The organism is Leifsonia aquatica H1aii (genome assembly GCF_000633535.1).
Taxonomy (GTDB): domain Bacteria; phylum Actinomycetota; class Actinomycetes; order Actinomycetales; family Microbacteriaceae; genus Leifsonia; species Leifsonia aquatica_A.
Genome location: NZ_AYMR01000027.1, coordinates 45,514 through 71,809, shown reverse-complemented (window position 1 = coordinate 71,809; position 26,296 = coordinate 45,514). Strand labels below are relative to the sequence as shown.

Here is a 26,296-nt window from a genome sequence, read left to right as displayed (position 1 = left end):
ACCGTCGTCATCACGGACAAGGACGGCAACATCGTCGGCGAAACCACCGTCGACGACAAGGGCAACTGGTCCACCCCGATCACCGGCCTGCCCGAGGGTGACAACAACCTGGAACTCACCTACACCGTCCCCGGCGACGACTCCGTCACCATCGACCTCGGACCGATCGTCGTCGTCACCGACGACGCCGGTATCCCGGTCATGGACCCCGCCCTCGCCGGTGGGTTCGGCATGATCCTCCTCGCAGCAGCAGGCGCCTACACCGGCCTCCGCCGTCGCCGGAGCGCCACCCAGCAGTAACCAGCACCACTCGACCCTGACGGGTCACCCGGTGGGCGGACGCGCACGCGTCCGCCCACCGCCCCACACACTTCACACACCCGCGGGTGCCGTTCAGTTCTTCCGGCACCCGCACCGCCGACGAGTGAGCGGTCACTCGCCGGCACGGAGCCCCTTGTAGGAATGGGCAGGCTCCACCCCGATGGCCGCACCCGCACCACCGCGAGCGCGGCCATCAGGGCCCCACCGCAACATCCCACCCGCTCACACCCCGCCCCAGGAGGACTCGATGGCCGCCGATCGCAAGCTCGCCTCCGTCGCGGTCGAGCGTGAGCTGCTCAAGGATGTCGTGCGCGACCGTCTGCGCGAAGCCATTCTGGATGGCACCTTGGAGCCCGGTGAGATGCTCCGCGACGTGGAGCTCGCCGAGTGGCTCGAGGTGTCCCGGACACCGGTCCGCGACGCCCTCAACGACCTCGAGCGCATCGGCCTGATCGAGACCTATCCCAACCGCTACACCCGCGTCGCGCTGAAGCGGGCGTCCGACCTGGGGCCGGCGTTGGATGCGCTGGCCGTCCTCCACGGCGGTGCCGTGCTGCTGGCCGTCCCCACCCTCTCCGAGCGGGCGGCCGTCGAGCTCCAGCGACTCTGCGACGAACTCGTCGACGTCGTCCGCTCGAAGGAGAGCGCTGCCGTCCGCGATGCCTTCGTTCGCCTGTTCGACGGCGTGCTGGAGCAGACGGAGAACGACATCTACCGCCGACGCACGCTGCGCGACATCGACGGCCTCTACTTCCAGGCCCCGATCGACACCCTCTTCCTCTCCCTCGACGCGCAGCAGCGGGACGTCCTCGCCGACGCGACGGGACGGCTCAGCGAGGCATTCGGAGCGAAGGACGCCCAGCGCGCGCGACACGCCGCCGAGGCGATGCACACCGCCATGCTCCCCGACGAGTGAGCGGCTCCCCCGCTCAGTCCAGCCGCTTGGCGAAGAACACCCGCGCGAACCCGTCCTCGGTGCGCCGATCCGTCTCGACATAGCCACGGCGCGGGTAGTAGGCGAGGTTCTCGGTCATCCTCTCGTGCGTGTAGAGACGCACCTCCGACAGACCCGTTTCGCGTGCCCGATCGTCGGCGATCGCCAGCAGGCGCGCGCCGAGTCCGGTCCCCCGCTCGCTCGCGGCGACGGCCACGTTCTCGACGAGAACGTGGTCGGGACAGACGGAGAGCACGAGCATGCCGACGACGCGTCCGCCGCGGCGGGCGACGAGCGCCCGTCCCGTCGCGACAATCGCCGCATAGTCCTCACGGAGCGGCCCAGGGGATCGCCCGATCCGCGCGACGTACGGCTCGTAGGCCTCCCGCACGAGCGCCTCGATCGCCGGTACGTCGTCCGGGTGCGCCTGCTCGATCGTCACGTCGCTCATGCGGGCGACGATACGCGATGCCGGATCCCCTCTTCGGTTCGGCGTCCCCGGCGCGCCATACTGGCCCCATGAGTCAGACCTCCCCGCGCACCGACAACGCCTTCGTCGCCTTTCTGAAGCGCCGGTGGCTCGCGATCGTGCTGATCGTGCTGCTGGCGATCGTGGCCATCCAGAACGCCGCGGGGGCGGACACGGCGACGATCTTCGTGCTCTGGGGGAAGCTGTCGATGCCCACCTGGGCGTTGGTGCTCATCGTCTTCGTGGTGGGCGGCATCACCGGCTGGGTCCTGGCGCGGAATCGGGCCGCCCGCAAGCGGCGCTAGGTCCGGCCGCCCGCCCGCCCGTCCGCCCGCCCGCCCGAGCGCGGATTGAGATGCGGGACTGCTGAATCGCATCGGATTCCGCTGTTGGACATCGCCCGCCAGAACCGCGAGTCTGGGACCATGGCCTACGAACCCGCCTCGGACCGCTACGACCGCATGCTCTACCGCCGCACCGGGCGCAGCGGGCTCGACCTCCCCGCGCTCTCGCTCGGGCTCTGGCAGAACTTCGGCGACGACCGGCCGATCGAGACCCAGCGCGCGATCGTGCGCCGCGCCTTCGACCTGGGCATCACGCACTTCGACCTGGCCAACAACTACGGGCCGCCGTACGGCGCCGCCGAGGTGAACTTCGGGCGCATCCTGCGGGAGGACCTCGCGCCCTTCCGCGACGAGATCATCGTCTCGTCCAAGGCCGGCTGGGACATGTGGCCCGGTCCGTACGGTCAGGGCGGCGGCAGCCGCAAGTATGTGCTCGCGAGCCTGGACCAGTCCCTCTCCCGACTGGGCCTGGACTACGTGGACATCTTCTACTCGCACCGCCCGGACCCCTCCACCCCGCTGGAGGAGACGATGCAGGCGCTCGACACCGCCGTGCGCAGCGGCAAGGCGCTCTACGTGGGCATCTCCTCGTATAGCGCGGAGGAGACCCGTCGCGCCGCGGAGATCCTCCGCGAACTGGGCACGCCGCTGCTCATCCACCAGCCGTCGTACTCGATGCTGAACCGCTGGATCGAGACCGAGGGGCTGCTCGACGCGACGGGCGAGCTCGGTGTCGGCGTGATCGGCTTCACGGCGCTCGCGCAGGGGATGCTGACGGACAAGTATCTGAACGGCGTCCCGGAGGGATCCCGGGCCGCCGCCGAAGGCTCGTTGGACCGGAGCTGGCTCACGGACGAGACGATCGGCCGGCTCCGCGCCCTCGATGAGATCGCGTCGTCGCGCGGACAGACACTGGCACAACTCGCCCTCGCGTGGGCGCTCCGCGACGGGCGGGTGACCTCCCTCGTGACCGGCGCCAGCAGCGTGCACCAGCTCGAGCAGAACGTCGCCGCCCTCGACCGCCTCGACTTCACGGCCGCCGAACTGGCCGCGATCGACGAGCACGCGGTCGACGCCGGAGTGGACCTGTGGGCGGGAGCGCGACGCGGCGAGCTCTGACCGCGGACCAACCCGTCGGTCGCACCCGCGCGGCCCGGCCACACCGGAACCGTTCAGGCGGCTGTGTGCAGAATGTCACGTGTGAGTACGCGCATCCTGTTCCCTGCCGATACTCGATGTTTCCTGATTGACTGCTCGCAGTTCTCTTCCGCGAGCTAGAGTCCGGGGGATGTGGGCATGACCGCGATCATCGAGACCGAACGGCGTACCGGCGCCGAGCCGCTGGCGGCGATCCGCCCGTGGACGATCGCGATCGCATTCGGCCTGGTCGGCACCGCGGTGAGCGCCGCCGGCAGCTGGATCCCCTCGCTGTGGGGCGACGAAGCCGCCAGCGTGATGTCGGCCGAGCGGCCGGTCGGAAGCCTCCTGACGATGCTCTTCCACGTGGACGCGGTGCACGGGTTCTACTACCTCGGATTGCACGGCTGGATACGGTTGGTCGGCGACAGCGCGTTCGCCATCCGCTTCCCCAGCGCCATCGCGATCGGTTTCGCCGTCGCGGCGATCACCCTCCTCGCCGGACGGCGCGGCGGCCCGACCGCAGCGATCGCCGCGGGCATCGTCGGCAGCGTGCTCCCCCGGATGACGTACGCGGGCGAGGAGGCCCGCTCCTTCGCGTTCAGCGCGGCCGCTGCGGGATGGCTCACCCTGCTGCTCGTCTGGCTGGTCGACGGCCGCGGGCGAACCGTGCCGGCGAACGTCCGCCGCACCTGCTGGGTGCTGTACGGCGCCGGGATGGCCGTCGCGTCCTACCTCTTCCTCTACATGATCGCACTGGCCGCCGGTCATCTGGCCCTGCTGCTGCTCAGCCGCGCCTCGCGCAGGACCCTCACCGCCTGGGGCCTGGCCATGGGCGGCACCGTGGTCGCCATCTCACCGATCGTGCTGCTGGCCTTCTTCGAGCGACGCCAGATCGGATACCTCGGCGCACAGACCCTCGACCCCAGCACGCTGCTCTACGCCCCCTGGTTCAGCACCCCATGGGTCGCCGCGGTCGCGTGGGCCCTCATCCTGGTCGCGGTGGCCGGCAGCATCGTCTCGTGGCGGCGCGCCGGACTGCGGCCGCGCACAGGCGTCCCGATCACCGCGACCTCGGTCGCCGTCTGCTGGCTGATCGTGCCGACCGGGGTCCTGCTGCTGGCCAACCTCGTCTTCCCTCTCTACACCGCGCGCTACTCGACCTTCGCGGCGCCCGCCGCCGCGCTGCTGATCGCGGAGGGGATCCTGGTGCTCGGCCGATGGTTGGCTCGCGGAGACGCGCGGCGGATGGTCGCCGTCAGCGCCCTCGGTGTGCTCGGCTTCGTGGCCGTGTGCGCGCCGGTGTACCTGCTCCAGCGCGGGCCCTACGCCAAGAACAACAGCGACTGGTCCGAGGTGAGCGCCGCGGTCGGTTCGCTCGCCCGGCCCGGGGATGCGGTCGTGTTCGACGAGTCGACCCGGCCCTCCCAGCGTCCGCGGCTGGCGATGCGCACGTACCCGGCGGGCTTCGTGAATGTGCGCGATGTGACCCTGCAGACGCCGTACTACGACAACATCGGCTGGGCCGACCGCGCGTACGGCGTGCAGGATGCGGCCGAGCTCGGTCGTTTCGACGGCGTGCACCGGGTCTGGCTGATCGAGAACGATGTGGACGGCAACCTGAAGGACTACGGCCGTGCGGCGCTGACCGAGCTGGGCTACGAGCCGACCGGACGCATGGTCACCACGCACCGCACGGCGATCATCGAACTGACCCGCTGACCTCCGACCCGCTGACGAGCCCTCCCGGAGTACAGCCCCGAGAGCATACGGCCCCCTATGCTCGGTGGCATGCGGGCACCAGAGAGCACACCCCCCTCCGGCCAGCACCATCCGGCCAAGCATCCGGCCGAGCACCATCCGGCCGAGCACCTGGCCGACGAACGGTCCACCGCCCGGCGGTTGGAGTCGCTGCGCTCCTCGTCCGTGGAGTCGGTCGCCCTCGGAGTGGGCTCGGTCGCCTTCGTCCTGGTGGGGATCGTCGCACTGGTCGTGTTCGCCGGACGCCAGCTCACCATCTCGGGCGCGGGATCGCTCGGTGAGTTCGCCGCGGTCGCCGGTGGTGTCGTCTCCCTGCTCGCCTACGGCGGCGGACGCGCGGCCGTGTGGCGCATCTCCTGGTTCGGTGCCCCCGCTTCCGGCCGTCGCTCGCGGATGAACGTCGCCATCGAGGTCTTCGACACCGTCGCCATCGCGGTCGCCCACGCGATCGTCGTCCTCCTGCTCTGGGCCGTGCTCGGCTACGTCCTGGCCCACAGCTTCCAGGACGCGTTCGTGTTCGCCTTCCCGGGCGCCCTCCTCGTCTCCACCGCCGCCGCGGTCAGCGCCTACTACGTCTTCCTCTCGGCCGTGAAGATGAACCCGCTGCTGCTGTCGACGGTGCTCGCCGTCTTCCTCGTGCTCGGCGCCCTCACCAGCATGATCACGTCGTCCGACCCGCACTGGTGGGAGCAGAACCTCAGCGCGCTCGGGATGACGGACGACCTCTCCGGCATGACCTTCAACCTCACCGTGATCGTGGCGGGCGTGCTGGTCACGGCGATCGCACGCTACGCCACCGCTGCGCCCGGCGGCGACGGCCGCGCTCCGACCCGCGGCGAGCTCCGGGTGCGCACCGCTCTCATCGTCATCGGCATCCTGCTCACCTGCGTCGGGATCTTCCCGGTCAACCGCTTCCTGCTCATCCACAACACGGTCGCGACCGGTATGGCCCTCGTGTTCTGCGCCCTCGTCATCGGCCTGCGCTGGCTGTTGCCCGCGGTCCCGCGCGCGTTCATCGTGCTCGGCTGGGTGTTCCTCGTCGTCATCGCCGGCGTCGCGGTGCTCTTCGCGATCGGCGACTACAACCTGACTGCCGTGGAGCTCGTGGCAGCGGTGCTCATCTTCAGTTGGATCATCGTGTTCCTGCGCATCACCACGGCGACCAACGCCGACGAGGCGGCGCGCGGACGGCACCAGGCGGTGACCGAGCAGCCGTAGTCGGCGGTCACGGGTACGCTGATCCGCATGTGCGGCAGGTTCGCGATGGACGACAGGGTCAACGCCGAGATCACCGAGTTCGTGGAGCGTACCGGGAGGCGGCCGGAGGAGTGGCGCGCCGACTGGGAGGAGGCGTACAACATCGCCCCCACCGAGGACATCCCGGTGCTCATCGACTCGGCGAAGGACCGCGAGCTGCGGTTCGAGCGCGCCCACTGGTCGCTCGTGCCCGGCTGGTCGAAGGAGCTCACGCTGAAGTTCCCGACGTTCAACGCCCGCGCCGAGGGTATCGCCGACAAGTCGACCTGGCGCAAGCCCGTGCAGTCGCACCGCGCCATCGTGCTGGCGCGCGGCTACTACGAGTGGCAGGGCGAGAAGGGGCACAAGACCCCGTACTTCATCCGCTACCCGGACGACCGGCTGATGGGCTTCGCCGGCCTCTACTCATGGTGGCGGGACCACTCCAAGGCCGACGACGACCCGGACCGCTGGGTGCTGACCGCCACCATCCTCACCTCCGACGCCGTGCAGACGCTCGCCGACATCCACGACCGCAACCCGGTCATCCTCCCGGAGGAGAAGTGGCTGGGGTGGATCGACCCGTCGCTCGTCGGCGACCAGGCACTGGTGGACGAGGCCGTCGCCACGGGTGTGGCCGAGGCGCAGAGCCTGCGCTTCGATCAGATCGCGTCGTTCTCGTCGAAGGACGACGGACCGCAGCTCATCGAGCCGATCTGACGCCTCCGGAACTCCGGAGATCCGCCGCGACACGCCGCTCAGTTCGCCGTCGCTCCGGAGATTTCAGAGCGGGACGGGAGGATCTCCGGAATTGCCGGAGGTGGGGCCGGGGCCCGGGACGGGGAGTCGGGAGAGGTGAGACGCGGGCGTCTGCTCAGCGGACCACGGACGGCGACCACGCGTGGGCGAGGAACAGGCTCGGGCCGTGCTGGCCGTCGATGGGGATCGAGTAGACATCGCTGTCGCCGGGCTTGTCCGGGTTGGCGAGGCCGTACAGCAGAGTGCCGTCGTCGAGCCACTCGGCCTGGTCGTCGACGTTCGCATCGATGGGCAGCTGGGTCTCCACCCCGGTCGCGAAGTCCAGCACGGCCAGGGTCCACCGCGGGGTGCTCGTCGTGGAGAGGTTCTTCTTGTAGGCGATCCGGGTGCCGTCGGGCGAGAGGGACGGGCACTCCGCGCCGTCCTTGATCGCGACCAGGCTGCGTCCGCGCAGGTTGCCCCGCACCAGCCAGTGGTGGCCACCGGAGGCAGCGGTGGCGAAGAAGGTGTTGTCGTCGCTCGAGAAGGTCACGCCCCAGAAGTTACGGTCGTCGGCCGTCACCTTCTGACCGTCGACGAGAAGGGTGAAGTCCTCCAGACTCCCGTAGTCGATCCCGTTCACCTGGGCGATGTCCGTCCGGGTCGAGAACGCCTTCACCCCGTACGACGACCCGGTCACGAAGGCCGTCTCCGCCACGAGGGTCGAATCGGCGGAGATCCGGGTGCGGCTCGGGACGCCCGGCAACGCCCAGGAGCTGAGCTGGTCGCCGGCGGCGTCGTACAGGGTCGCGCCGAACGTGGTGAGCACCCCGCGATCCGTGTGCAGGCACATCAGGTTCTCGTGCGTGGCGTACACGCGGTCGCACGGCAGATCCGTGACGGTGCGCTTCGCGCCCGGGTCGGCGAGCGGCACCGATGCGACGAGGCCGTAACCATCGCCGACCGCGGTGTTGCGGAACACCAGGAGCGGACCGGCCGGCAGGGTCGGGCGCGGCGTCGCGGCAGCCGCGGCAGGGGCGGCCTGACGCGCTTGATAGCCGGACCACGCGACGGCGGCGAACGCCATCGCGCCGCCCAGCAGCACCACAGTGGCCGTCGGGAGCAGCCACCTGCGTACGCGCGATGTCATGCCGACAGTCTCCGGCAATCGCGTCCCGCCGTCGCGCCCCCGTCGGGGGTTGGACACGACAGCGGACGACGGGACGCGAAACCACCCGGGCGGCCGGCCAGGTCGCCGGGAACGGCATCGGGAACGGGACGGAGCGCGCCGCACGGCATGATCAGCCCTTCGCCGTGAACGTGCCGAAGAGGACGAACGACGTGCCCGCATCGCTGGGGGTCGCCGTCAGTGTCACCGCATTCCCGTCGCGGGTGTAGGTGACCGCGGTCGCGCCGTCGAGCGCAGGAGCCGCGGTGTCGTACATCCCGAACTTGGCGAGCGCCTGTCGGTAGAAGTCGACGACGTCGGTCACCGACCCGCTGGTGGTCGCGGTGAGGGACACCTGGAGCTTGGGGCTGTCGGACGAGATCGAAGTGGTCCTCACCTTCGACCCCGGCAGCGGGGGAAGCACGGTGGAGGGGAACCCCTCGACGATGCCACCGGTCGCACTGGCCGTCTTGGGCAGCGGCGCGGTGACCGGGTACGGGATGGGCGTGCTCGGTGGCAGTGCCGGGGTCGCCTTCGGGTCCGCCGGGATCACCTCGGTCGTGAACCGCTTGCCGGCGGCGGGAGGCGACGATTGCGGGGCCGGGGCCGGCGCCGGCGCCGTGCCCGTGCCACCCGCGGAAGCGCCGGCGCTCGGCGCTGGTGCGCTGGACGTGGTCGAGCCGGCGACCGGAGCCTCCGCGACCGGGCGCCCGCCCGCTCCCGGGAGGAGCGAGAGTGTGAGAGCCCCTCCCGCAACGACGACGGCAGCGGCCAGACCCGCGACGATCCAGGTGCGACGGGTGGGCATCACGACGCCGCCTCGTCCGGTGCGAGCACACCGTCAGACTCCCGGTAGGCCCGACCGGTCTCCGGGCACACCCAGCGCCCGTCACCCTCGTCGCGCAGGGGGAAACCGGCTTCGCCGACCCAGCCGATGCGACGGGCCGGGACCCCGGCCACCAGGGCGTAGTCGGGCACGTCGGAACGGACGACCGAGCCGGCCGCGACGAGCGCCCACCGGCCGATGGTCACCGGGGCGATGCAGACCGCACGGGCCCCGATCGACGCGCCGGCACGCGCGGTCACGCCGACGGCGTGCCAGTCGTCCGCGGACTTGAGAGTGCCGTCCGGGTTGACCGCCCGGGGGAAGACATCGTTCGTGAACACCACGGCGGGACCGACGAACACCCCGTCCTCCAGGACGGCCGGCTCATAGACGAGGGCGTGGTTCTGCAGCTTGCAGTTGTCGCCGATCGTGACGCCGGGGCCGACGTATGAGCCGCGGCCGAGGATGCAGTCGGCGCCGACGGTGGCGTCCTCCCGCACCTGGGCGAGATGCCACACCCGGGTGCGCGGGCCGATGGCGGCCCGCGGGTCGACGTCGGCGCTGCCCGCGACCACGGGTGCGGTCTGCTGTTCTTCGGAGATGGAGATGCTCATCAGCGTCGCCCCCAGGTCGTCGCTAGAAAAAACGTAGTCGGGTGGTGCGCGGCGCCTAGTAGGCGCCGGTGGGTTGCAGCAGCACTTTGGCGGTGCGCCACAGGATCACCAGGTCGCCGGCGAGCGACCAGTTCTCCACGTAGTACAGGTCGAGGCGGACGCTCTCCTCCCAGGAGAGATCGGAGCGGCCGTTGACCTGCCACATCCCCGTGAGACCCGGCTTGATGTACAAGCGGCGGTGGACGTGGCTCTCGTACCCGTCGACCTCGCGCCGCAGCGGCGGGCGGGGACCGACGAGACTCATGTCGCCGACGAGAACGTTCCACAGCTGCGGGAACTCGTCGAGCGAGAACTTGCGGATGATGCGTCCGACCCGGGTGACCCGCGGGTCGTCCTTCATCTTGAAGAGCAGGCCGGAGCCTTCGTTCTTCTCGGCGAGGGCAGCGAGGCGGGCCTCCGCGTCCACCGCCATCGAGCGGAACTTGAGCATCGTAAAGGTGGAGCCGTTGCGGCCGACCCGCTCCTGCCGGAAGAGCGCCGGGCCCGCGCTGTCGAGACGGATGATGATGCCGAGCACCAGCATCGGGATCGCGAGCACCACCAGGGCGGCGGCCGAGACGACGACGTCGAGCAGGCGCTTGAGCACGTGCTTGCCGCCTTCGAACTGCGGGATCTCGACGTGGATGAGCGGCAAGCCCTCGACGGGGCGGAAGTGGATGCGCGGCCCGGCCACATCGGTCAGCCGCGAGGCGAGCACGAGATCGGTGGCGGTGCCCTCGAGGGACCAGCCCAGGTTGCGGATGAACCGGCTGCCCCCGCGGGGCTGGCCGGCGACGATCACCGTGTCGACGCCGAGGCGGTCGGCGGCGGCGGTGATGCCGGCGAGGTCGGCGACGACCGGGAGCAGGTCGGCATCCGCGCCCACCGTGGTGAGACCCGGCTCGTCCGGCACCGCACCCACGACGTTGTAGGCGGCGCCGGACTTGCGCCGGATCTGGCCCGTCACGTACTCGATGTCGTCGGCGCTGCCGACTACGAGGGCGCGGGAGAGGTAGTTGTCGAAGCGGCGCTGGCGCAGCAGCCAGCGGCGCCAGATCCAGCGGCTGAAGATCAGGCCGATGGCACCGATGGGCAGCGCGACGAGGAAGTAGCCGCGGGCGATGTCGACCTGGGCGACCAGGAACAGGATCGCCAGCAGCCCGAAGGCGAGGGCACTCGACTCGGCGACGAGCTTGTACTCGGAGAGCCCCATCCCGACCACGCGGGAGTCGCGGGTGTGGCCGACCCCGAGCGCGAGCAGCCAGCCGGCCGCGATGATGAGGGAGATCGACCCGTACCCGAACGGGAAGGCGAGCAGGTCGGGCACGACGTTCTGGACGCCGAAGCGGATGAGGAACGCGGCGGCGACGGACGCCAGCACGATCACCGTGTCGGTGATCGCGAGCCGCACCCGGTAGTGCGACGCCCAGTGCCGGCCGCCCCCGGCGGGCTGCCCGGCGGACGCGCGCTGCTCGCCGGCGCCGATCTCGACCGGGCGGCGGAGTCGGCGGGTGGGGCCGCCGAGCGGGCGGGGGCGGATGACGGTCATCGTCCGCACCCCCCGCCGGCGTACGAGGAGACCGTCTCGCTGTGGCGTCCTCGGAGGAGGACAGAGCCGGCGACGACTGGGGGAAGGCCGTGGTCTCGAACGGCCTTGCCGTCGCCGGCCCCGATCTGGGGCGCTGCCCGACGGGACGAGGGCGTGCCGTGCTCGGTCGGTCGGGTACCGGTTCCGGTCATGGCGCATCCCCCTTCCATCGTTCGTCGAGTGGCGTTTCGGGCGTGTGATGGTGAGTTCGGGATGTCACAAGTGACGATTTCTCACCTCTTCACAAAAGTGAGAATACATCGTCTTTTGCGGTGGTGGTTACCCCTCTACGGGGGTGGTCGCGCGCGCCGGCACCCCTCGATCGGCCAGGAACGCCGCGTAGGCCGCCTCGTCGTCAAGATCGACGGGCTGGAGCGCCGGATCCGGCCGGGCCGAATCGACCGCGAACGGCCACGCGGCGAGCCGCTCGGCATCGAGCGGCCGGTCGAGCACGCGGTCGAAGACGCTGACATAGGCCTGGGCCTGGGCGCGCCAGTCCAGTTCGACGGAGACGCGCTCCCGGGCGGCGCGGCCGAGCGCGGCGCGACGGTCCGGATCGTCGAGCAGAGCCTCCACCTCGTCGGCGAACGCACCGATGTCGCCGGAGGGCACGTACACCGCGGTGTCTCCGCCGGAGACCCGGGTCTCGACCAGGTCGAACGACACCGACGGCAGCGCGAACGCCATGTACTCCATGGTCTTGTTCATCGTCGAGACGTCGTTCAACGGGGTCTTCTGGTCGGGGCCGAGACCCAGATCCGCCGCACTGAGGTACTCGGCGATCTCCCGCGGGCCGACGCGCCCGGTGAAGGTCACGTGGTCGTCGAGGCCGAGCGCCGTGCACTGGGCGCGGAGATCCTTGTAGCAGTCGCCGAAGCCCATCAGCACGGCGTGCACGTCGGTGCGCCCGCCGCGGTGCACGAGCTCCTCCATCACCTCCAGCGCCCGGTCGACGCCGTCCTGCGGCCCCATGATGCCGAGATACGCCAGGAGGAAGGTGCCCGGCTGCTTGAGGCCCGCCGGAGGGAGCACGGGGCGCATGACGCGGGTGTCCGGCCCGCTGCGCACGATCGTGATGTCGGAGGCGGGCAGCTCGCCCCTGGTCATCGCGACCGAGCGATAGCTTCCGTTCGTCGAGATGACGTGATCCGCGGCGCGATACGTACGTCGCTCCAGCCAGCGCAGGCCGTTGTACTGGATGCGCGCCGGAAGCGATCGGGGCTCGCCGAACCGGGAGAGGAAGAGCTCGGGGTTGAGGTCGTGCTGGTCGAAGACGAACCGCGCCCCGCGCCAGCGCCAGAGGAGCGCGAGGAGCCAGTACGTGTCCGGCGGGTTGCACGCCTGGATGACGTCGAACCCGCGCCGGTGCCGCACCCGGAACGAGAGCCCGGCCGTGCGCGCCCAGGAGTACGCGAACTCCCACACGAAGCCGGCGATGCCCTGCGCTTCGCGGGCGGGGCGGTACTTGTGGATGGCGACACCGTCGAGCTCCTGGTAGGACGGATCCCCCGGACCCTTGGGGCAGATGACGGACACCTGGTACCCCTGAGCGGTCAGGGCCTTGCACTCCAGCCACACCCTCCGGTCGAGCGGGACGGGCAGGTTCTGGACGATGATGAGCACGCGTCTGCGCGTGCCGGGCAGCTTCTTCTTCACGACGGGAGACCTCCGTTCGGGCTTCGGGCAACCCCCTCCATGCACCCTGCATTGGGGGCGGGCAGACCCATCGACAAAAATGAGCATAGCTCGATAAGCTCCGAACATGTGCGGAATCGCTGGAATCCATCGGCTCGACGGGACCGCCGTCGACCCTGCTCTCCTGCACGCGATGGCGGACCGTCTGGGCCATCGCGGGCCGGACGATCGGGGTGTCTGGGCCGCCGGCGCGACCGGCTTCGCGCACACTCGTCTCTCGATCATCGACCTCTCCGGATCGCGCCAGCCGATGACCTCGGCCGGCGGCCGGTACACCCTCGTGTTCAACGGCGAGATCTTCAACTACCGGCGGCTGCGCGAAGACCTGCAGTACCCCTTCACCACCGACGGCGACACCGAGGTCATCCTCGCCGGGATCGCCGAGCGGGGCATCGGCTTCCTCGACCGTCTGGTCGGCCAGTTCGCGTTCGCGCTGCACGACGCGGTGACCGGGATCACCCACCTGGTGCGCGACCGCCTCGGCGTCCTCCCCCTCTACTACACGCACGGCGACGGGGCCGTCGTCTTCGCCTCCGAGGTCAAGGCGATCCTGCCCGCCCTCCCCCGCACCCCGTCGGTCGACCTCGCCAGCCTCGACGCGTACCTCTACGGCCGCAGCGTCCCGGCGCCGGACACCCTGTACCAGGGCATCCACAAGCTACGCCCCGGCCACCGCGCCGAGGTGCACCCCGACGGGCGGCTGGAGGTCATCCGCTACTGGCAGCCGCCAGCGGAGGACAACACCCCGCGCTGGACGGAGCAGAGCGCGGTCGACGCGGTGGATGTCGCCGTCACCCAGGCCGTCGACTCCGCCCTCGTCGCCGATGTGCCGGTCGGCGCCTACCTCTCCGGCGGCGTCGACAGCAGCCTGATCGTCGCCAAGGTCGCCGCCCTGCGCCCCGGCCGCACGGTGCACACCTTCGCGGCGGGTTTCGGTGACAAGCGCACCGACGAGCTCGGCTGGGCCCGCATCGTCGCCGACGCGTTCGAGACGGAGCACCACGAGGTGCACGTCGACGCGAGCGACTTCGAGGACCTCTGGCCGCGACTCACCTATTTCCGCGACGCGCCCCTCTCCGAACCGGCCGACATCGCGGTCTTCCGTCTCGCCGAGGCGGCCCGCACCACGGTCCGGGTCGTGCTGTCGGGCGAGGGAGGCGACGAGCTCTTCGCCGGCTACCCCAAGTACCGGGCCGCCCGCGCCGTCCAGCTCGCCTCCCACCTGCCCGCCGGTCTGCGCGCCGGCCTCGCCGACTCATTGGACCCGCGCCTGCCCGCCCGGCTCGGCCGCGCCCGCATCGCGTTGCGCGTGGCGGCGATGCGCAACGCGGAAGACCGCTACCGCACCTGGTTCGCACCGTTCACCGCGAGCGAGCGCGCCCAGCTGCTGACGGGACTGCCCACCCGCGCGGTCGACGTGCCGGACACCCACGCCGACGATGTGATCCGCGGCATGCTGTTGACCGATCTGTGGAGCTGGCTGCCCGACAACCTCCTCGAGCGCGGCGACCGGATGTCGATGGCCGCCTCCCTCGAACTGCGCCCGCCGCTGCTGGACCACCGCCTCGTCGAACTCGCCTTCCGGATGCCGTCGGCATTCAAGGTGCGCCACGGCTCGACCAAATGGCTGCTCAAGGAGGTCGCGCGCCGGTACGTACCGTCTGAGGTCATCGACCGCCGCAAGGTCGGCTTCCGGGTGCCGCTGGACTCCTGGTTCCGCGGCGGCCTGCGGGAGGCGATGTGGGATCGGCTGACCGGTCCGGGATCCTTCGTGGGAGACACCTTCGACCGCACCGCCGTGCGCAACCTGCTCACGCGGCACGAGAGCGGATCCTTCAACGAGGAGAACCGCATCTTCACGCTGATGAGCCTCGAGGTGTGGCACGAGGCCGCCTTCGGCCGCGCCGCCGCCCCGGCCCACTAGGCGGCGACGATGAGGTCTGCGACGATCGTCGGCGGCGGCATCCTCGGCCTCGCCGTCGCGGAACGCCTGGCTCGCGAGGGACGAACCGTCACGCTGCTCGAGAAGGAGGACCGCTGGGCGGCCCATCAGACGGGGCACAACTCCGGTGTGATCCATGCCGGCCCGTACTACGCACCCGGATCCCTGAAGGCGGAACTGTGCCGGGCGGGCAACCGGTCGATGGCGGCGTTCGCCGCCGAGCACGGCATCCCGCACGAGATCGGCGGCAAGCTGATCGTCGCGGTGTCAGAGAAGGAGCTGCCGGGACTCGACCGGCTGGCCGCGCGTGCGACCGCCAACGGCGTTCCGTCCCGGCTGATCGGGCCCGAAGAGGCCCGCGGGTTCGAGCCGGAGGTGGCCGCCGTGCGCGCCCTGCGGGTCGAGACGACCGGGATCGTCGACTACGCGGCGGTGAGCCGCCGGCTCGCCGAGCTGGCCGGCCGTTCCGGTGCCGAGCTGCTCACCGGCGCCCGGGTACGACGGATCTCCGTGGGCTCCGGCGGCGTCGAGGTCGAGCACGACCACGGCACCACCCGCTCGGACGTGCTGATCAACTGCGCCGGCCTGCAGGCGGACCGCGTCGCGCGCCTGGCGGGCGTCGAGCCGGAGGTGCGGATCGTCCCCTTCCGCGGCGAGTACTACGAGCTGAAGGCCGAGCGGCGCGGGCTGGTGCGCGGCCTGATCTACCCGGTGCCCGACCCCGACCTCCCCTTCCTCGGGGTGCACCTCACCCGCGGGGTCGACGGTGCCGTGCACGCCGGCCCGAACGCGGTGCTCGCGCTGGCCCGCGAGGGCTACCGCTGGACGGACGTCCGGGTCGGCGACGCGTGGGAGGCGGCCACCTACCCCGGCTTCCTCCGCCTCGCCCGGCGCAACATCGGCACGGGCGCCGCCGAGGTCGCACGCTCCTTCTCCCGTTCGCTCTTCGCCCGCAGCCTCGCCCGCCTCGTCCCCGCGATCGAGCGGAACGACATCGTGCGGGCCGGCTCCGGCGTCCGCGCGCAGGCGATGCGTCGCGACGGCACGCTCGCCGACGACTTCGTCATCCAGCCGGCCTCCCGTCAGCTGCACGTGCTGAACGCCCCGTCGCCCGCCGCCACCAGCTCGCTCGAGATCGCCGCGCACATCGTCCGCGCCGCCGACGGGCTGGACTGAGATCGGAGTCGTCGTGCCCCTGACCGCGAACCCGCCGCGGGTGCTGTACAGCTTCCCGCACACGCTCGGCCGTGCCGGCATCGCCGAGACCGCGCTGCAGCAGGTGCGCGGGCTGGCGCGGGCCGGGGTGCCGGTGACGCTGTTCTGCACCTCGGCGCTCGGCGTCGACCTGCCGCCCGGGGTGGAGGTGCACCAGACGCTGGTGCTCGCCGGTCGCCGCATCCCCCATCGCGCGTTCGGCGTGCAGCGCGCCTACGATCTGCACGACCGCCGGGTCGCCGCGTGGCTGCGTCGTCACCCCGCCGAGGTGGATGTCGTCCACGCGTGGCCGCGCGGCTGCCTGCGCACGCTGCTCACCGCTGCGGAGCTCGGCATCCCCGCCCTGCGTGAGTCGCCCAATGCGCACACCGCGAGCACCGTGGAGGCGTCCGCCGCGGCCACGATCGACGCCGGAATCCCGCTCCCGCCCGATCACTCCCACGCCGCCTCTCCGGCGGTGCTGGCGCAGGAGGACCGCGAGTACCGCGCGGCGACCGCCGTGCTGGTGCCGTCCGACTACGCGCGACGCGAGTTCGAGCGGCAGGGGTTCCCGGCCGAGCGGCTCCTGCAGCACCGCTACGGCTGCGACCTGCAGCGGTTCCCGGCGCGCGGCGCACGGCCGCCGCACCCGTTCCGCGCGGTGTTCATCGGTCGGGGCGACCCGACGAAGGGGCTGCACATCGCCCTCGAGGCCTGGCTGCGCGCCGCGATCCCCGGCGGGGAGCTGCTGATCGCGGGCCGCCTCCAGCCCGACTACGAGGCGTCGCTGCTGCCGCTGCTCGCCCAACCGGGGGTGCGGAGGCTCGGCTTCGTCGATGACGTGCCCGCCCTGCTGGGGACGGCGGACGTGCTGTTGCTGCCGAGCTGGACCGAGGGCAGTGCGCTCGTGATCCTGGAGGCTCAGGCGAGCGGCTGCGTCCCCCTGGTCAGCACGGCCGGCGGCGCGCTCGGCGTGGCCGGCGAAGACTACCTGGAGCATCCCGTCGGCGACGCCGGGGTGCTCGCCGACCAGCTGCACGCTGTCGCCGCCGACCCGGTCCGCCTCGCCCGGCTCTCGGCCCACCTGACCGCCGGACGCGACGCGCTCGGCTGGGACGCCGCGGCCGCGGCCCTCGTCGCCTGCTACCGCGACGCCGTCAGCCTGAGCGGCGGCGGCCCGCACCGTTCTGCGACGTCTCAGCGTCGGGAAGGGCGTGTCGTGCCGCCTCGTGCGGCCGCACAGGAGAAGGTCGGTGGAGAGACGGCCTCCCCCCGGGCGCCGGAGACGGAGACGGAGAGATGATGACCGACGTGCACGAACTCCTCCACGCCAACCTGCACCGCGTCTTCGGCGAGCGCGATGCCGCCCGTCGTCGCGCTGCGATCGACGAGGTGTACGCGGACGACGTACGGTTCATCGATCCCGAGGGGACAGCGGTGGGCCGCGACGCGCTCGGCGCCAAGGCGGCGGAACTGCTGGAACGCACCCCGGACGCGTTCGTCTTCGTCGAGGACGGCCCGGCCTATGCCGGCGCCGACACCGGTGCGCTCGCCTGGGCGTTCGGACCGGCCGGGGAGCCGGTCGCGCGCGGGATCGACCTGATCGCCGTGCGCGACGGCGTGATCGTGGAGTTGCGTACGCTGCTCCTCGACGCGCCGACGCCGTAGCGGGCGGATTCAGACCGCGACGCCCGCGACCCGGACCCCGCCGGGCAGGGCGTCCCGCCTCCCGCGCGAGAAGAGCGCGGCCAGCGATGCGCGGGCGCTGGGTTCGTTGATGCGCAGCACGTTGTGCACGACCAGGGTCCCGGCGAAGGCGGCACTCGCCACGGGTCCGTGCCATTTGCGGTAGTAGCGGAGCTTGTTGACGGTCTGCAGCGCGTCGAGCTGTGCGGAGCGTCCCGATCCGCCCTGCGCATGGACGACCACCGCCGAGGGGACATAGACCAGCGGCAGGCCGGCGGCGCGCAGCCTGCGGCAGTAGTCGGTCTCCTCGGAGTAGAGGAAGAACCGGTCGGCATCCCACGGCCCCAGCGTGCGCGCCGCCGGAGTGGGGACCGCCAGCGCGGCGCCGGTGGCCCAGTCGGCCGTCCCTCCGCGCTCGTAGCGGTCGGGTTCCCGGACCAGCTCGGCCAGCGCGCCCGGACGCGACGCCCAGTGGTCGCCGAAGAGGGCTTCGCCGAGGGAGCGGAGCACGGTCGGCTCCCGACGAAGGGAGGGCTGGGTCTCCCCGGCGTCGTCACGGATCCGCGGTGCGGAGGCGGCGCCGTCGGCGGCTTCGACCAGGGCGCGGAGCGCACCCGGCTCGAGCGTGAGATCGGGGTTCAGGAAGACCGTGACCGGGGCGTCCGGTGCGGCCGCCAGGCCGACGTTCAATCCGCCGGAGTAGCCGATGTTCCCCGGCGATACGACCACCGTGACATCGGGCTTGCCGTCGAGCGCAGCGGCGAGACCGTCGCGGCCGTCGTTGTCGACGACCACGAGGTGCCAGCGCAGGCCGTCGGCGGCGTCCGGCAGGGAGGCCACCAGGCGCGGGAGGTCGTCGGCGCTGCGGTAGGCAACGGCGATGATGGCGCAGTCGAGGTCTGGTGCTCGCACACCGGCATGCTACCGACGAAAACGAGGGATGCTCAACTCCCCATGCGGGGCACAGAGCCACGAGGAGCGGCCCTGCGACGACGAAGCGGCCGGATCCCGAAGGATCCGGCCGCACGCATCACTCGGGGAGCGGGTCAGCCACGACCCGGGGTGCCGACGACGGCTCCGCTGGACTCGAGCACATTGCCCGTCCACTGGTTGCCGTTGCCGGTGGAGTACGCGATCGCGGGACCGTAGCCGCCGCACTTCTTGTCGTACTTGTCGCCGAACGTGTTGTCGACGAACCGCGTGTTGCTGGCGCCGTAACTGCCGCCGAGCCCGGCGTAGACGCAGTAGCCGCCGCCGTCGAACAGGTTGCCCTGCACGAGCACATTGTCGAACGCGGCCATCTGGCTGTAGAGCGCCAGGGAGGCGGAGACGTTCGGCGCGTCACCGGCGTCGAGACGGTTGTTGGTCACCGTCAGGTTGGTGCCGCCGAGGCTCAGGATGGCCTCGTTGTGGCTTCCGCCGTTGGCCGGGTCGCCGTACACGACGATGTCGTAGACCCACGAGTTCTTGATCGTGACGTCCTTGACCAGCCCGAAGCCCTTGCCCCAGCCGTGCACGACGCAGCCGTCGCAGGTGAAGCCGGTGTATCCCACGGCGGGAGAACCCGAGTCCTTGGCGCCGTTGTACGGGCCGATGATCTCGACGCGCTTGATCATCGTGTTGGGCGCGGCGCCGCTGTCGCTGGTGTCGATGCGGCCGTGGACCTTCGAGTTCTCGATGGTCACGTTGGCGGCACGCACGACGACGTCACCGTTGATGTCCATCCCGGACACCACGGTGCCCGCCTTGGTGATCGTCATGCCGCCGGTGGGCGTGAGCGTGACGCCGGCGGGGACGCCGGTGTTGGACGCGTCGGGCCAGGCGCCGGTGGTCGGCGTCGGAGCGGTCGTCGGCGGCGTCGTCGGGGTGGACGACGGCGTCGGCGTCGGCGACTTCGTCGGCGACGGGGTGGAGGTCTTGGTGGGCGTCGGCGTCGGCGTGGTCGTCGCCGTGGGGGTCGGCTTCGGCGTCGCGCTGCCACCCGTGCCGGAGCCCGGCTTGGTGGCGCTGTAGCGGTGGTGCTTCTTCCAGTCGGTCCACTGCTTCGACGCCGAGGAGGCGTTCGGACGGTGCTGACTGAAACCGTGTGCGGAGGCGACCGAGACGGTCGTCAGGGTGAGTGCGACGGCGATCGCGGAGGCGATGGCCGTGACCTTGCGCACGCGAGTGCCCATGATCCATTTGAACAACTGCTTCACGAGGGGGATGTTCCTTCCAGTGTCGGCGGGGGTCGACCTGTGAGAGGTGTGTACTGACACGATCCGCGACCACCCCCATTTGGGGGCATGGCCTCGGATCGCCTCCCTGTATAGCACAGATGACGAAACATCATTAATTGTGAGCGGATCTTATCCGTTCTCCCAAACACGCGTCAAACGAAAGGCCGCTTCTTTCCGCCGCGCCGTCGGCGGCGTGGGCCGCTGGCGAGGCACGGCGAGGAGCAGCGCGACCAGGAGGGTGACCGCCGCCGCGAGTCCGGCGCCCCCGACGATCGCGCTCGTGCGGCTCACGGGAACCGCGAACACCTCGATCGACGAGAACGAGTCCTCGAGGTGGATGTGCAGATCCGGGTTGACCTCCGGCCCCTGCAGCCGGTCGAGCTCCTGCTGCACCGCCGTTCGCACCGTGACCAGCTTCGCCGTCGCCTCGTCGACGGTCGCACCCCGCGCCGCCAGCTGCATCAGGTCGCCGTAGCCGAGCACATCCGTGTAGGGCTCGAGACTCCCGGTCCCCACCGCTACGGCGTAGTAGCCGACACCCTGGGCGGCGAGCTCGTCGTGCACCTGCTGGCCGTCCATCCGGTACTTCAGCACCACGGACAGGCCGTCGGTGTCGATCCGCGTGTCGAAGGCGTTGGTCGACTTGGGCGGATCGACCTGCGGGATGACGGACTCCCGCGCCTCGTACACCCCCTGCGCATCCCGCGATGCGAGGAAGCACCCGGCGAACACGGCCATCCCGGCGCCGGTCGCACCCAGCACGATCGCCCAGCGCGGGAGCAGCGCCGGCGGCCTCGGCGTCGCCGCCTTGGGTCGCCCGCCCGGCGCGAGCGCGGACTCCGCCCGCTGCACCCGCCAGGCGCCCCCGGCCGCACCGATCAGCAGGCACAGGGTCCCGAACGCCATTGGGAAGCTGAAGAAGTCGAATGTCCCGGCGAGCACGGCCGCACAGGCGAGACCGGCCGCTATCGCCAGCGCCTGGGTCTGCACGAACCGATCGCGCGCGCCCGCGCCGGCGACGAGCGAGGCCACGAACGGGACTACGAAGAAGGCGACGAGCGCGAGGACGCCGATGATCCCCGCCTCCACCGCCGTCGCGAGGTACTGGTTGTCGAGGGTGCGGTAGATCGTCGGGATAAAGGTGTTGAGCCCGCGCCCGATCCACGGAGACTGTGCGAAGAAGGCCTCCACGGCTTGGAAGTCCTGGGTGCGTCCGCTGATCGAGTTGTCCGTTCCGGCGTCGGCGAAGAGGTTCCCGATGGCGCCGTACAGCCCCGGCACGAACAGTCGGAACACGATCGCCGCCAGCGGGGCGATGAGCAGGAACCGGATGCGCTGCGACTTCGAGGCCACCAGCAGGGCGAACGCGACTCCGAGCAGGAGGGCGATGGCACCCGACCGGGCGACCGTCAGCGGGAGCGCGGCGAGGATCAGGAGGAACTGCAGCCATGGCCACCAGCGGCGTCCGGACGCGTTGAGCGCGAAATGCGCGGCCAGCGGGAGCAGCATCCCGAGCACGGTGGCGAACTCGATGGAGTGGGTCGCGGTGCCGCTGATGCGCCGGAAGCCGGCGCGCACATAGAGGCCGCCGATGTCGCTGTTCGCCTGGAGTCCTGGCAGGTGCAGGATCGACACCACGTCGAGGCCGGTGAAGAACTGCAGGATCCCCATCGCCGCCAGGCACGCACCCATCAGCACCGCGAATCGCAGCAGGGAGGTCAGGGCCGCGCGCGTGCGCATGGTGTCCGCCGCGTACAGGATGATGCCCATCCCGCCGGCGAGGGAGATCAGGCCGCGCAGCGAGGACGACACCTCCTCCGCACTGATGGGGCGCAGCATCCCCCCGACGAAGGACAGGACCATCGCCGCCGCGTAGGCCAGCGCCATCCAGTGGATCGGCGTCATGCCGATGCGCTCGCGGCCCGAGCTCAGCCGGCCGACGATCCAGAGGCCGAGGACCAGGCAGCCGAAGACGGTCGCCGGCGTACCGGCCGCGCCGAGCGGCTTGATGACGTAGATCGCGGGAGAGAAGACCAGGAGGACGAGGTAGATCTGGAAGACGACCAGGGGATCGAGGCGTCGCCGGTCCCTGGACCGCGGCGGGTCCACGACCTGTCCGGTGCGGTCGGACGTGCCGGCGAGGACGGTCACGATGGCCCCGTCAGCCGCCGAGGCCGGAGTTGTGCGAGCTGAGCGCAGTGCGGGCGGAGGCCTTCCCGGCGGCACGCTTGGCGGTCGAGAGCAGCTCCTCCTGCACCGGAAGGGCTGTGAGCTTGTCGTTGCGCTTGCGTACCGGGCTCGCGGACCGCTGGGCGTGGCCCGCGCGGATCCGCTCGGCGATGGAGACCGCGATGCCGACGATGAGCATCACGCCGAGGAAGCCGATCAGGCCGTTCCGGATGGGTGTGCTGTACGAGACGGTCGGCTTGATGTCCGTCGTGAGGTTGGTCGTGGTCACCCACTGCTCCTGCGGCGCCCCGGCCTTCTGCTGCAGCGAGTCGAGCCGCGAGGGCACAAGCTTGCCGAGCGCGGCCAGCGTCGAGCGGGCGTAGGCGAGATTGCTGTCCTCGACCGAGATCGTCATCAGCGGCGCCGCGAGGGAGGTGTCGCGCGTGACGGTGTACTTCAGGTCGGGGTGGTGCTCCGAGAAGGAGCGGACGGTGTCGCCGTCCATCAGCGAGACCGCGACCACGTCCACCGACAGCGGGACGCCGTTGCCCAGGTTCAGCAGGGGGTTGCCGGGCACACCCTTCACGTCCTTCACGGGCGAGAGGAAGAGATAGCTGGACTCGACGGTGTACGTGCGGGGGGTCTTCATGAAGAGGAAGCCTCCGACGCCCAGCGCCACGATCAGGCCCGGCAGGAGGACCCACTTCCAGCGGACCACGACGGCCCAGATGCTGCGCAGTGTCACGATCGCTCCATCCTCACGGGTTCGTTGGCGACGCTGTCGTCGGCTCCGCGTGCACAGGCACGCTCCACCGCGCGGACGACGGCCTGTTTCGCCGGGTCCCAGCTCATCCCGTCGACGGAGGCCCGCAGCGCTCGCGGGCCGACGGCGCGTTGGATGCGCAGGGCATCGGCCAGGGCATCGGCGATGCCCTGGGGCGTGGGACGCGCCCACGCGACGTTCGGGTCGTCCAGATCGGCGCGGGTGCCCGGCCAATCGTTGACGACCGGGACGACCCCGGCCGCGAGCAGTTCGCTGGCGATCAGGGAGATGTTGGTGAACGACAGGGCGAGACCGGCGCCGCAGCGGTTGTAGAGGGCGTTCAGCTCGTCGGGCGTCAGGTGCGCGTGGACCTCGGCCGGGAACGGCAGACGCTTGGCCGGGATGCCGAAGGTGTGGATGGTGACCTCGGGGTGGTCCCGGTGGAACCGCTCCAGTGCCAGCACTCCCAGCTCGTACCCTCGCCGGGCGATGCCGGGCTTGGCGTAGAAGACGACGTCGCCGCGTCCGGTCTCGGCGGTGACGCCGTAGCGGGCGGTGTCGCAGCCGAACTCGGCGACCGTCGACGCCACGTCGAACCGGCGCCGCAGCTCGTCGGCGACCATGTGACCGACGGTGATCGACTCGAAGCCGAACCGGTACGTGTCCTCGGCGAGCTCGTACGCGCTGCCGCGCGGGTAGAAGTACGGCTCGAAGTCCTGAGCCAGGTAGAAGCGACGCCCGGGGACGTCGGCACCACGGCTCGCGAGCACGTGCGCGGTGTTCCAGGCGGTGGCGACATACGCGTCCATCCCGCCCAGGCCGTCGGCGAGATCGCGGATCTCGGCCCGCACGCGCGGCCACCAGGTGCGGATGAGCTGCTCGGAGGCGGCCGCCGGGCCGCCATGCCCGTCGTAGACGTAGAGCACGCAGGTGTGCCCGGCCTGCTCCAGCGCCTCCACGAACCGGAACATCGTGGTGTGTCCGCCGGAGGCGGGACCGGGGGCGCTGACGATCCAGCCGATCCGTAGCGGCTCCCCCTCGGGGACGACGCGTCCCGTGGGGTACGGCGCGAGGCGTGCGGAGTCGGCGACGTCCTCCGGGAGCAGGTTCAGCTCCTCCGCATTGTCCCCCCACCGGCGGTGGGCCTTGCGCACGACGCGCGCCGACAGGCCGCCGACGCCCTCGTCACGGAGGATGCCGGTCGCCCGGCTGATCATCGAGGAGACGCTCACGATCAGACCCCCCTCGCCCGCCAGGCGAACCGGCCGAACTCCCGCGAGGCGCGGAAGAGCCCGGCCCGGGCGACGATCGTCGGGGAGAACCGTGCCCGCGACGGCCCCACGCGCTCGGCGTGGGCCACGGTGCGGGCGTGCGGCAGACGGTCGACGTCGACCCCCCGCGCGGCGGCGAACTCCAGGTAGGCCTCCGTCTCCGGGGTGCCGCCACGACCCTTCGCGTACGCGGACGCCGCGCGGGCCAGCGCCTCGTCGGCGAGGGCGCGCTCGGCGATGGTCAGCAGGCGCTGGTTCTCGGCCTCGTCGCCCATCCCGTCGCTGAAGAGCACCTCGAACGCGAGGGCCCGCTCGTGCAGGTCGGAGAGCACGTCGTTGGAGGCGGAGAGGCTGCCAGGGTGCTCCCGGTGCCAGGCCTGATCCACACCGGCGACCCAGCCGACATCGGAGGCCCGCGCGACCCGGAACCACATCTCCATGTCATGGGTGTGGGCGAGCGGGCGCTGGCCGCCCACCGCGTCCACGACGCTGCGGCGCAGCACGACCTCGGGGGAGGTGATGCAGTTGACGCCGCGACGGCAGCGGTCGGCGAGCCAATCTCCGCCGCGCCAGACGTCCCAGCCCTTGACCCGGTCACGATGAGCGGTGGGGACGACGCCGCTGAAGTGCACCGGGTGGCCGTAGATGAGGCCGACAGCGGGGAACGCCTCGCCCAGCGCCACGGCGCGGGCGAGCGCGCCCGGTGTGAGCAGGTCGTCGGCGTCGAGCCGCACGACGTACTCGCCCCGTGCCTCCGCCAGGCCGTCGTTGAAGGTGGCGACAGCACCCCGGTTCTCGGTGTGGGCGAAGACCCGCACGCGCGGATCGAACCGGGCGAGACCCCGGGCGACGGCGAACGACTCGTCGGTCGAGGCGTCGTCGACGATGACGACGTCCACGCGCACACCGTCCTGGGCGAGCGCGCTCGCGACGGCGTCCGGCAGGTAGACCGCGTAGTTGTAGCAGGGGATGACCACGGTGACCGTGGGCTCCGTGGTCGCGGCGAGCGGCGCGTGCCGGGCGGGGGCGACGCGGTCCGGCGCGATCGGGGCGCTCATCGCACGCTCCCCCGGAAGACGTCGATCACGTGCTGCTGCTGATCGAGGTCGAGTCCGGGATGGATCGGCAGGGAGAGGATCTCGCCGGCGTAGGCCTCCGACCGCGGGTGGGAACCGCCGAGGTGCGCGAACGCCCCGGTGCGGTGCACGGGCGCCGGGTAGTGCACCGCGGCGCCGATCCCCTGATCGTTGAGCTCGGCGACGATGCGATCGCGATCGGCGACGCGGACGACGTAGAGGTGGTGCACGTGCTCGCCGGCCGGTCCGCGTCGCGGCAGGACGACGCCCGGGACCTCGGCCAGCGCGTCGTCGTAGCGCGCGGCCACGGCACGGCGGCGACCGTTCCACTCGTCGAGCAGTGCGAGCTTGGCCGACAGCACGACCGCCTGCAGCCCGTCGAGCCGGGAGGTGGTGCCGATCTCGTGGTGCTCGTACTTGGCGGTGCCGCCATGGTTGCGCAACCGGCGCACCCGCTCGGCGATCTCGGCGTCCGACGTCGTGACCGCCCCGGCGTCGCCGTAGGCACCGAGGTTCTTGCCGGGGTAGAAGCTGGTGGCGGCCGCGTCGCCGAGCGCGCCGGAGCGGAGTCCGCTGACGCTGCTGCGCGCGCCCTGCGACTGCGCGGCGTCCTCGACGATCGCGATCCCGTCGCCGACCGCCTCCCGCAGCCGCTCGATCGGGGCGAGCCGGCCGTAGAGGTGGACGCCGACGACGGCACGGGTCCGCGGAGTGACGGCGGCGGCGGCCTGCTCGACATCGATGAGGTAGTCCTCGTCGCAGTCGACGAGGACGGGCACGCCGCCCGCGCGGGCCACGCCCTCCGCCGTCGCCACGAAGGTGTTGGCGGGGATGATCACCTCGTCGCCCGCTCCGACCCCGACGCCGCGGAGAGCGAGCTCGACGGCATCCGTTCCGCTGCCGACGCCGACGGTGTGGCCGACCCCGCAGTACGCGGAGTAGGCGCGCTCGAACGCGTCGGCCTCGGCGCCGAGGATGAACCCCGTCGTCTCGAGCACGCGGTCGAAGCCGGCGCGGACCTCGTCGGCGACCTGGGCGTGCTGCCACGCCAGGTCGACAGCGGGAACCTTCTGACTGACGATCATGAGACCAGTGATCCTTTCTCG

24 protein-coding genes are annotated in these 26,296 nt (G+C 71.3%); 11 read left to right on the top strand and 13 right to left on the bottom strand.

Translation table 11 applies throughout. The annotated features are described in order from the left end of the window. Both U870_RS0119715 and U870_RS23340 read left to right on the top strand, forming a co-directional pair. Window positions 1–300: hypothetical protein (locus U870_RS0119715; RefSeq protein WP_029947905.1), on the top strand; the 300-nt coding region annotated here is incomplete at its 5' end. A gap of 268 nt (window positions 301–568) precedes the next feature. Continuing rightward, window positions 569–1,237 carry a GntR family transcriptional regulator gene (locus U870_RS23340; protein ID WP_025159095.1) on the top strand — a complete coding sequence of 223 codons (669 nt, stop codon included), beginning with the start codon at window positions 569–571 and terminating at the stop codon, window positions 1,235–1,237. 13 nt (window positions 1,238–1,250) lie between these two features. On the opposite strand, the gene U870_RS0119705 is transcribed toward U870_RS23340, so the two are convergent. Beyond that, window positions 1,251–1,706 carry a GNAT family N-acetyltransferase gene (locus tag U870_RS0119705; RefSeq protein ID WP_025159094.1) on the bottom strand — a complete coding sequence of 152 codons (456 nt, stop codon included), beginning with the start codon at window positions 1,704–1,706 and terminating at the stop codon, window positions 1,251–1,253. A 68-nt stretch (window positions 1,707–1,774) separates the two neighbouring features. Here U870_RS0119705 and U870_RS0119700 point away from each other — a divergent pair, with 68 nt between their 5' ends. From U870_RS0119700 to U870_RS0119680, 5 genes are all read left to right on the top strand, one after another. Beyond that, a complete protein-coding gene (locus U870_RS0119700) occupies window positions 1,775–2,029 on the top strand; it encodes a hypothetical protein (RefSeq protein ID WP_025159093.1) in 255 nt (84 codons plus the stop codon). 120 nt (window positions 2,030–2,149) lie between these two features. Further along, window positions 2,150–3,187: an L-glyceraldehyde 3-phosphate reductase gene (gene mgrA, locus U870_RS0119695; RefSeq protein WP_025159092.1), complete on the top strand. Its 1,038-nt coding sequence runs from the start codon at window positions 2,150–2,152 to the stop codon at window positions 3,185–3,187. A gap of 177 nt (window positions 3,188–3,364) precedes the next feature. Then, window positions 3,365–4,927, top strand: a complete 1,563-nt coding sequence (locus tag U870_RS0119690) for a glycosyltransferase family 39 protein (protein ID WP_025159091.1) — start codon at window positions 3,365–3,367, stop codon at window positions 4,925–4,927. A 69-nt stretch (window positions 4,928–4,996) separates the two neighbouring features. Continuing rightward, a complete protein-coding gene (locus tag U870_RS0119685) occupies window positions 4,997–6,184 on the top strand; it encodes a DUF998 domain-containing protein (RefSeq protein WP_162819198.1) in 1,188 nt (395 codons plus the stop codon). Between the two features lie 27 nt (window positions 6,185–6,211). Beyond that, on the top strand, window positions 6,212–6,922 hold the full coding sequence (locus U870_RS0119680; RefSeq protein ID WP_025159089.1) for an SOS response-associated peptidase: 711 nt from the start codon (window positions 6,212–6,214) through the stop codon (window positions 6,920–6,922). Window positions 6,923–7,076: 154 nt separating this feature from the next. Here U870_RS0119680 and U870_RS0119675 read toward each other — a convergent pair whose 3' ends face one another. The 5 genes from U870_RS0119675 to U870_RS0119655 all read right to left on the bottom strand — a co-directional run bounded on the left by U870_RS0119675 (window position 7,077) and on the right by U870_RS0119655 (window position 12,831). Next, window positions 7,077–8,090, bottom strand: a complete 1,014-nt coding sequence (locus tag U870_RS0119675; RefSeq protein ID WP_025159088.1) for a TolB family protein — start codon at window positions 8,088–8,090, stop codon at window positions 7,077–7,079. A gap of 151 nt (window positions 8,091–8,241) precedes the next feature. After that, a complete protein-coding gene (locus U870_RS23335; protein ID WP_025159087.1) occupies window positions 8,242–8,916 on the bottom strand; it encodes a hypothetical protein in 675 nt (224 codons plus the stop codon). Continuing rightward, window positions 8,916–9,548, bottom strand: a complete 633-nt coding sequence (locus U870_RS0119665; RefSeq protein WP_025159086.1) for an acyltransferase — start codon at window positions 9,546–9,548, stop codon at window positions 8,916–8,918. The genes U870_RS23335 and U870_RS0119665 overlap by 1 nt, the downstream gene beginning before the upstream one ends. A gap of 55 nt (window positions 9,549–9,603) precedes the next feature. Then, window positions 9,604–11,136 carry a sugar transferase gene (locus tag U870_RS0119660; RefSeq protein WP_025159085.1) on the bottom strand — a complete coding sequence of 511 codons (1,533 nt, stop codon included), beginning with the start codon at window positions 11,134–11,136 and terminating at the stop codon, window positions 9,604–9,606. A gap of 318 nt (window positions 11,137–11,454) precedes the next feature. Then, entirely contained in the window at window positions 11,455–12,831 is a 1,377-nt protein-coding gene (locus U870_RS0119655) for a glycosyltransferase family 4 protein (protein ID WP_025159084.1), read from the bottom strand. A gap of 106 nt (window positions 12,832–12,937) precedes the next feature. Here U870_RS0119655 and asnB point away from each other — a divergent pair, with 106 nt between their 5' ends. From asnB to U870_RS0119635, 4 genes are read left to right on the top strand one after another with little or no spacing between them, the layout of a single operon-like run. Beyond that, complete coding sequence (gene asnB, locus U870_RS0119650; RefSeq protein WP_025159083.1) at window positions 12,938–14,794, top strand: asparagine synthase (glutamine-hydrolyzing); 1,857 nt, start codon at window positions 12,938–12,940, stop codon at window positions 14,792–14,794. A gap of 9 nt (window positions 14,795–14,803) precedes the next feature. Further along, on the top strand, window positions 14,804–15,988 hold the full coding sequence (gene lhgO, locus U870_RS0119645) for an L-2-hydroxyglutarate oxidase (protein ID WP_025159082.1): 1,185 nt from the start codon (window positions 14,804–14,806) through the stop codon (window positions 15,986–15,988). A gap of 13 nt (window positions 15,989–16,001) precedes the next feature. Further along, entirely contained in the window at window positions 16,002–17,309 is a 1,308-nt protein-coding gene (locus U870_RS0119640; RefSeq protein WP_025159081.1) for a glycosyltransferase family 4 protein, read from the top strand. Further along, window positions 17,309–17,674 carry a nuclear transport factor 2 family protein gene (locus U870_RS0119635; RefSeq protein WP_025159080.1) on the top strand — a complete coding sequence of 122 codons (366 nt, stop codon included), beginning with the start codon at window positions 17,309–17,311 and terminating at the stop codon, window positions 17,672–17,674. The genes U870_RS0119640 and U870_RS0119635 overlap by 1 nt, the downstream gene beginning before the upstream one ends. A gap of 9 nt (window positions 17,675–17,683) precedes the next feature. Here the strand turns inward: U870_RS0119635 and U870_RS0119630 are convergent, their stop codons facing one another. The 7 genes from U870_RS0119630 to U870_RS0119600 all read right to left on the bottom strand — a co-directional run bounded on the left by U870_RS0119630 (window position 17,684) and on the right by U870_RS0119600 (window position 26,275). Further along, window positions 17,684–18,604: a glycosyltransferase family 2 protein gene (locus U870_RS0119630; protein WP_025159079.1), complete on the bottom strand. Its 921-nt coding sequence runs from the start codon at window positions 18,602–18,604 to the stop codon at window positions 17,684–17,686. Window positions 18,605–18,738: 134 nt separating this feature from the next. Further along, on the bottom strand, window positions 18,739–19,890 hold the full coding sequence (locus U870_RS24700; protein ID WP_025159078.1) for a hypothetical protein: 1,152 nt from the start codon (window positions 19,888–19,890) through the stop codon (window positions 18,739–18,741). 150 nt (window positions 19,891–20,040) lie between these two features. Beyond that, window positions 20,041–22,062: an O-antigen ligase family protein gene (locus tag U870_RS0119620; protein WP_025159077.1), complete on the bottom strand. Its 2,022-nt coding sequence runs from the start codon at window positions 22,060–22,062 to the stop codon at window positions 20,041–20,043. A gap of 10 nt (window positions 22,063–22,072) precedes the next feature. Further along, entirely contained in the window at window positions 22,073–22,825 is a 753-nt protein-coding gene (locus U870_RS0119615; RefSeq protein ID WP_025159076.1) for a hypothetical protein, read from the bottom strand. Beyond that, the gene (locus U870_RS0119610) at window positions 22,822–24,075 is read right to left on the bottom strand and encodes a glycosyltransferase family 1 protein (protein ID WP_205288798.1); all 1,254 of its coding nucleotides are present in this window, start codon (window positions 24,073–24,075) and stop codon (window positions 22,822–22,824) included. Before U870_RS0119610 ends, U870_RS0119615 begins: the two co-directional genes overlap by 4 nt. A gap of 2 nt (window positions 24,076–24,077) precedes the next feature. Beyond that, window positions 24,078–25,172, bottom strand: coding sequence for a glycosyltransferase family 2 protein (locus U870_RS0119605; RefSeq protein ID WP_025159074.1), 1,095 nt, complete (start codon window positions 25,170–25,172; stop codon window positions 24,078–24,080). Continuing rightward, complete coding sequence (locus tag U870_RS0119600; protein ID WP_025159073.1) at window positions 25,169–26,275, bottom strand: DegT/DnrJ/EryC1/StrS family aminotransferase; 1,107 nt, start codon at window positions 26,273–26,275, stop codon at window positions 25,169–25,171. The genes U870_RS0119605 and U870_RS0119600 overlap by 4 nt, the downstream gene beginning before the upstream one ends. Window positions 26,276–26,296 lie beyond the last annotated feature (21 nt).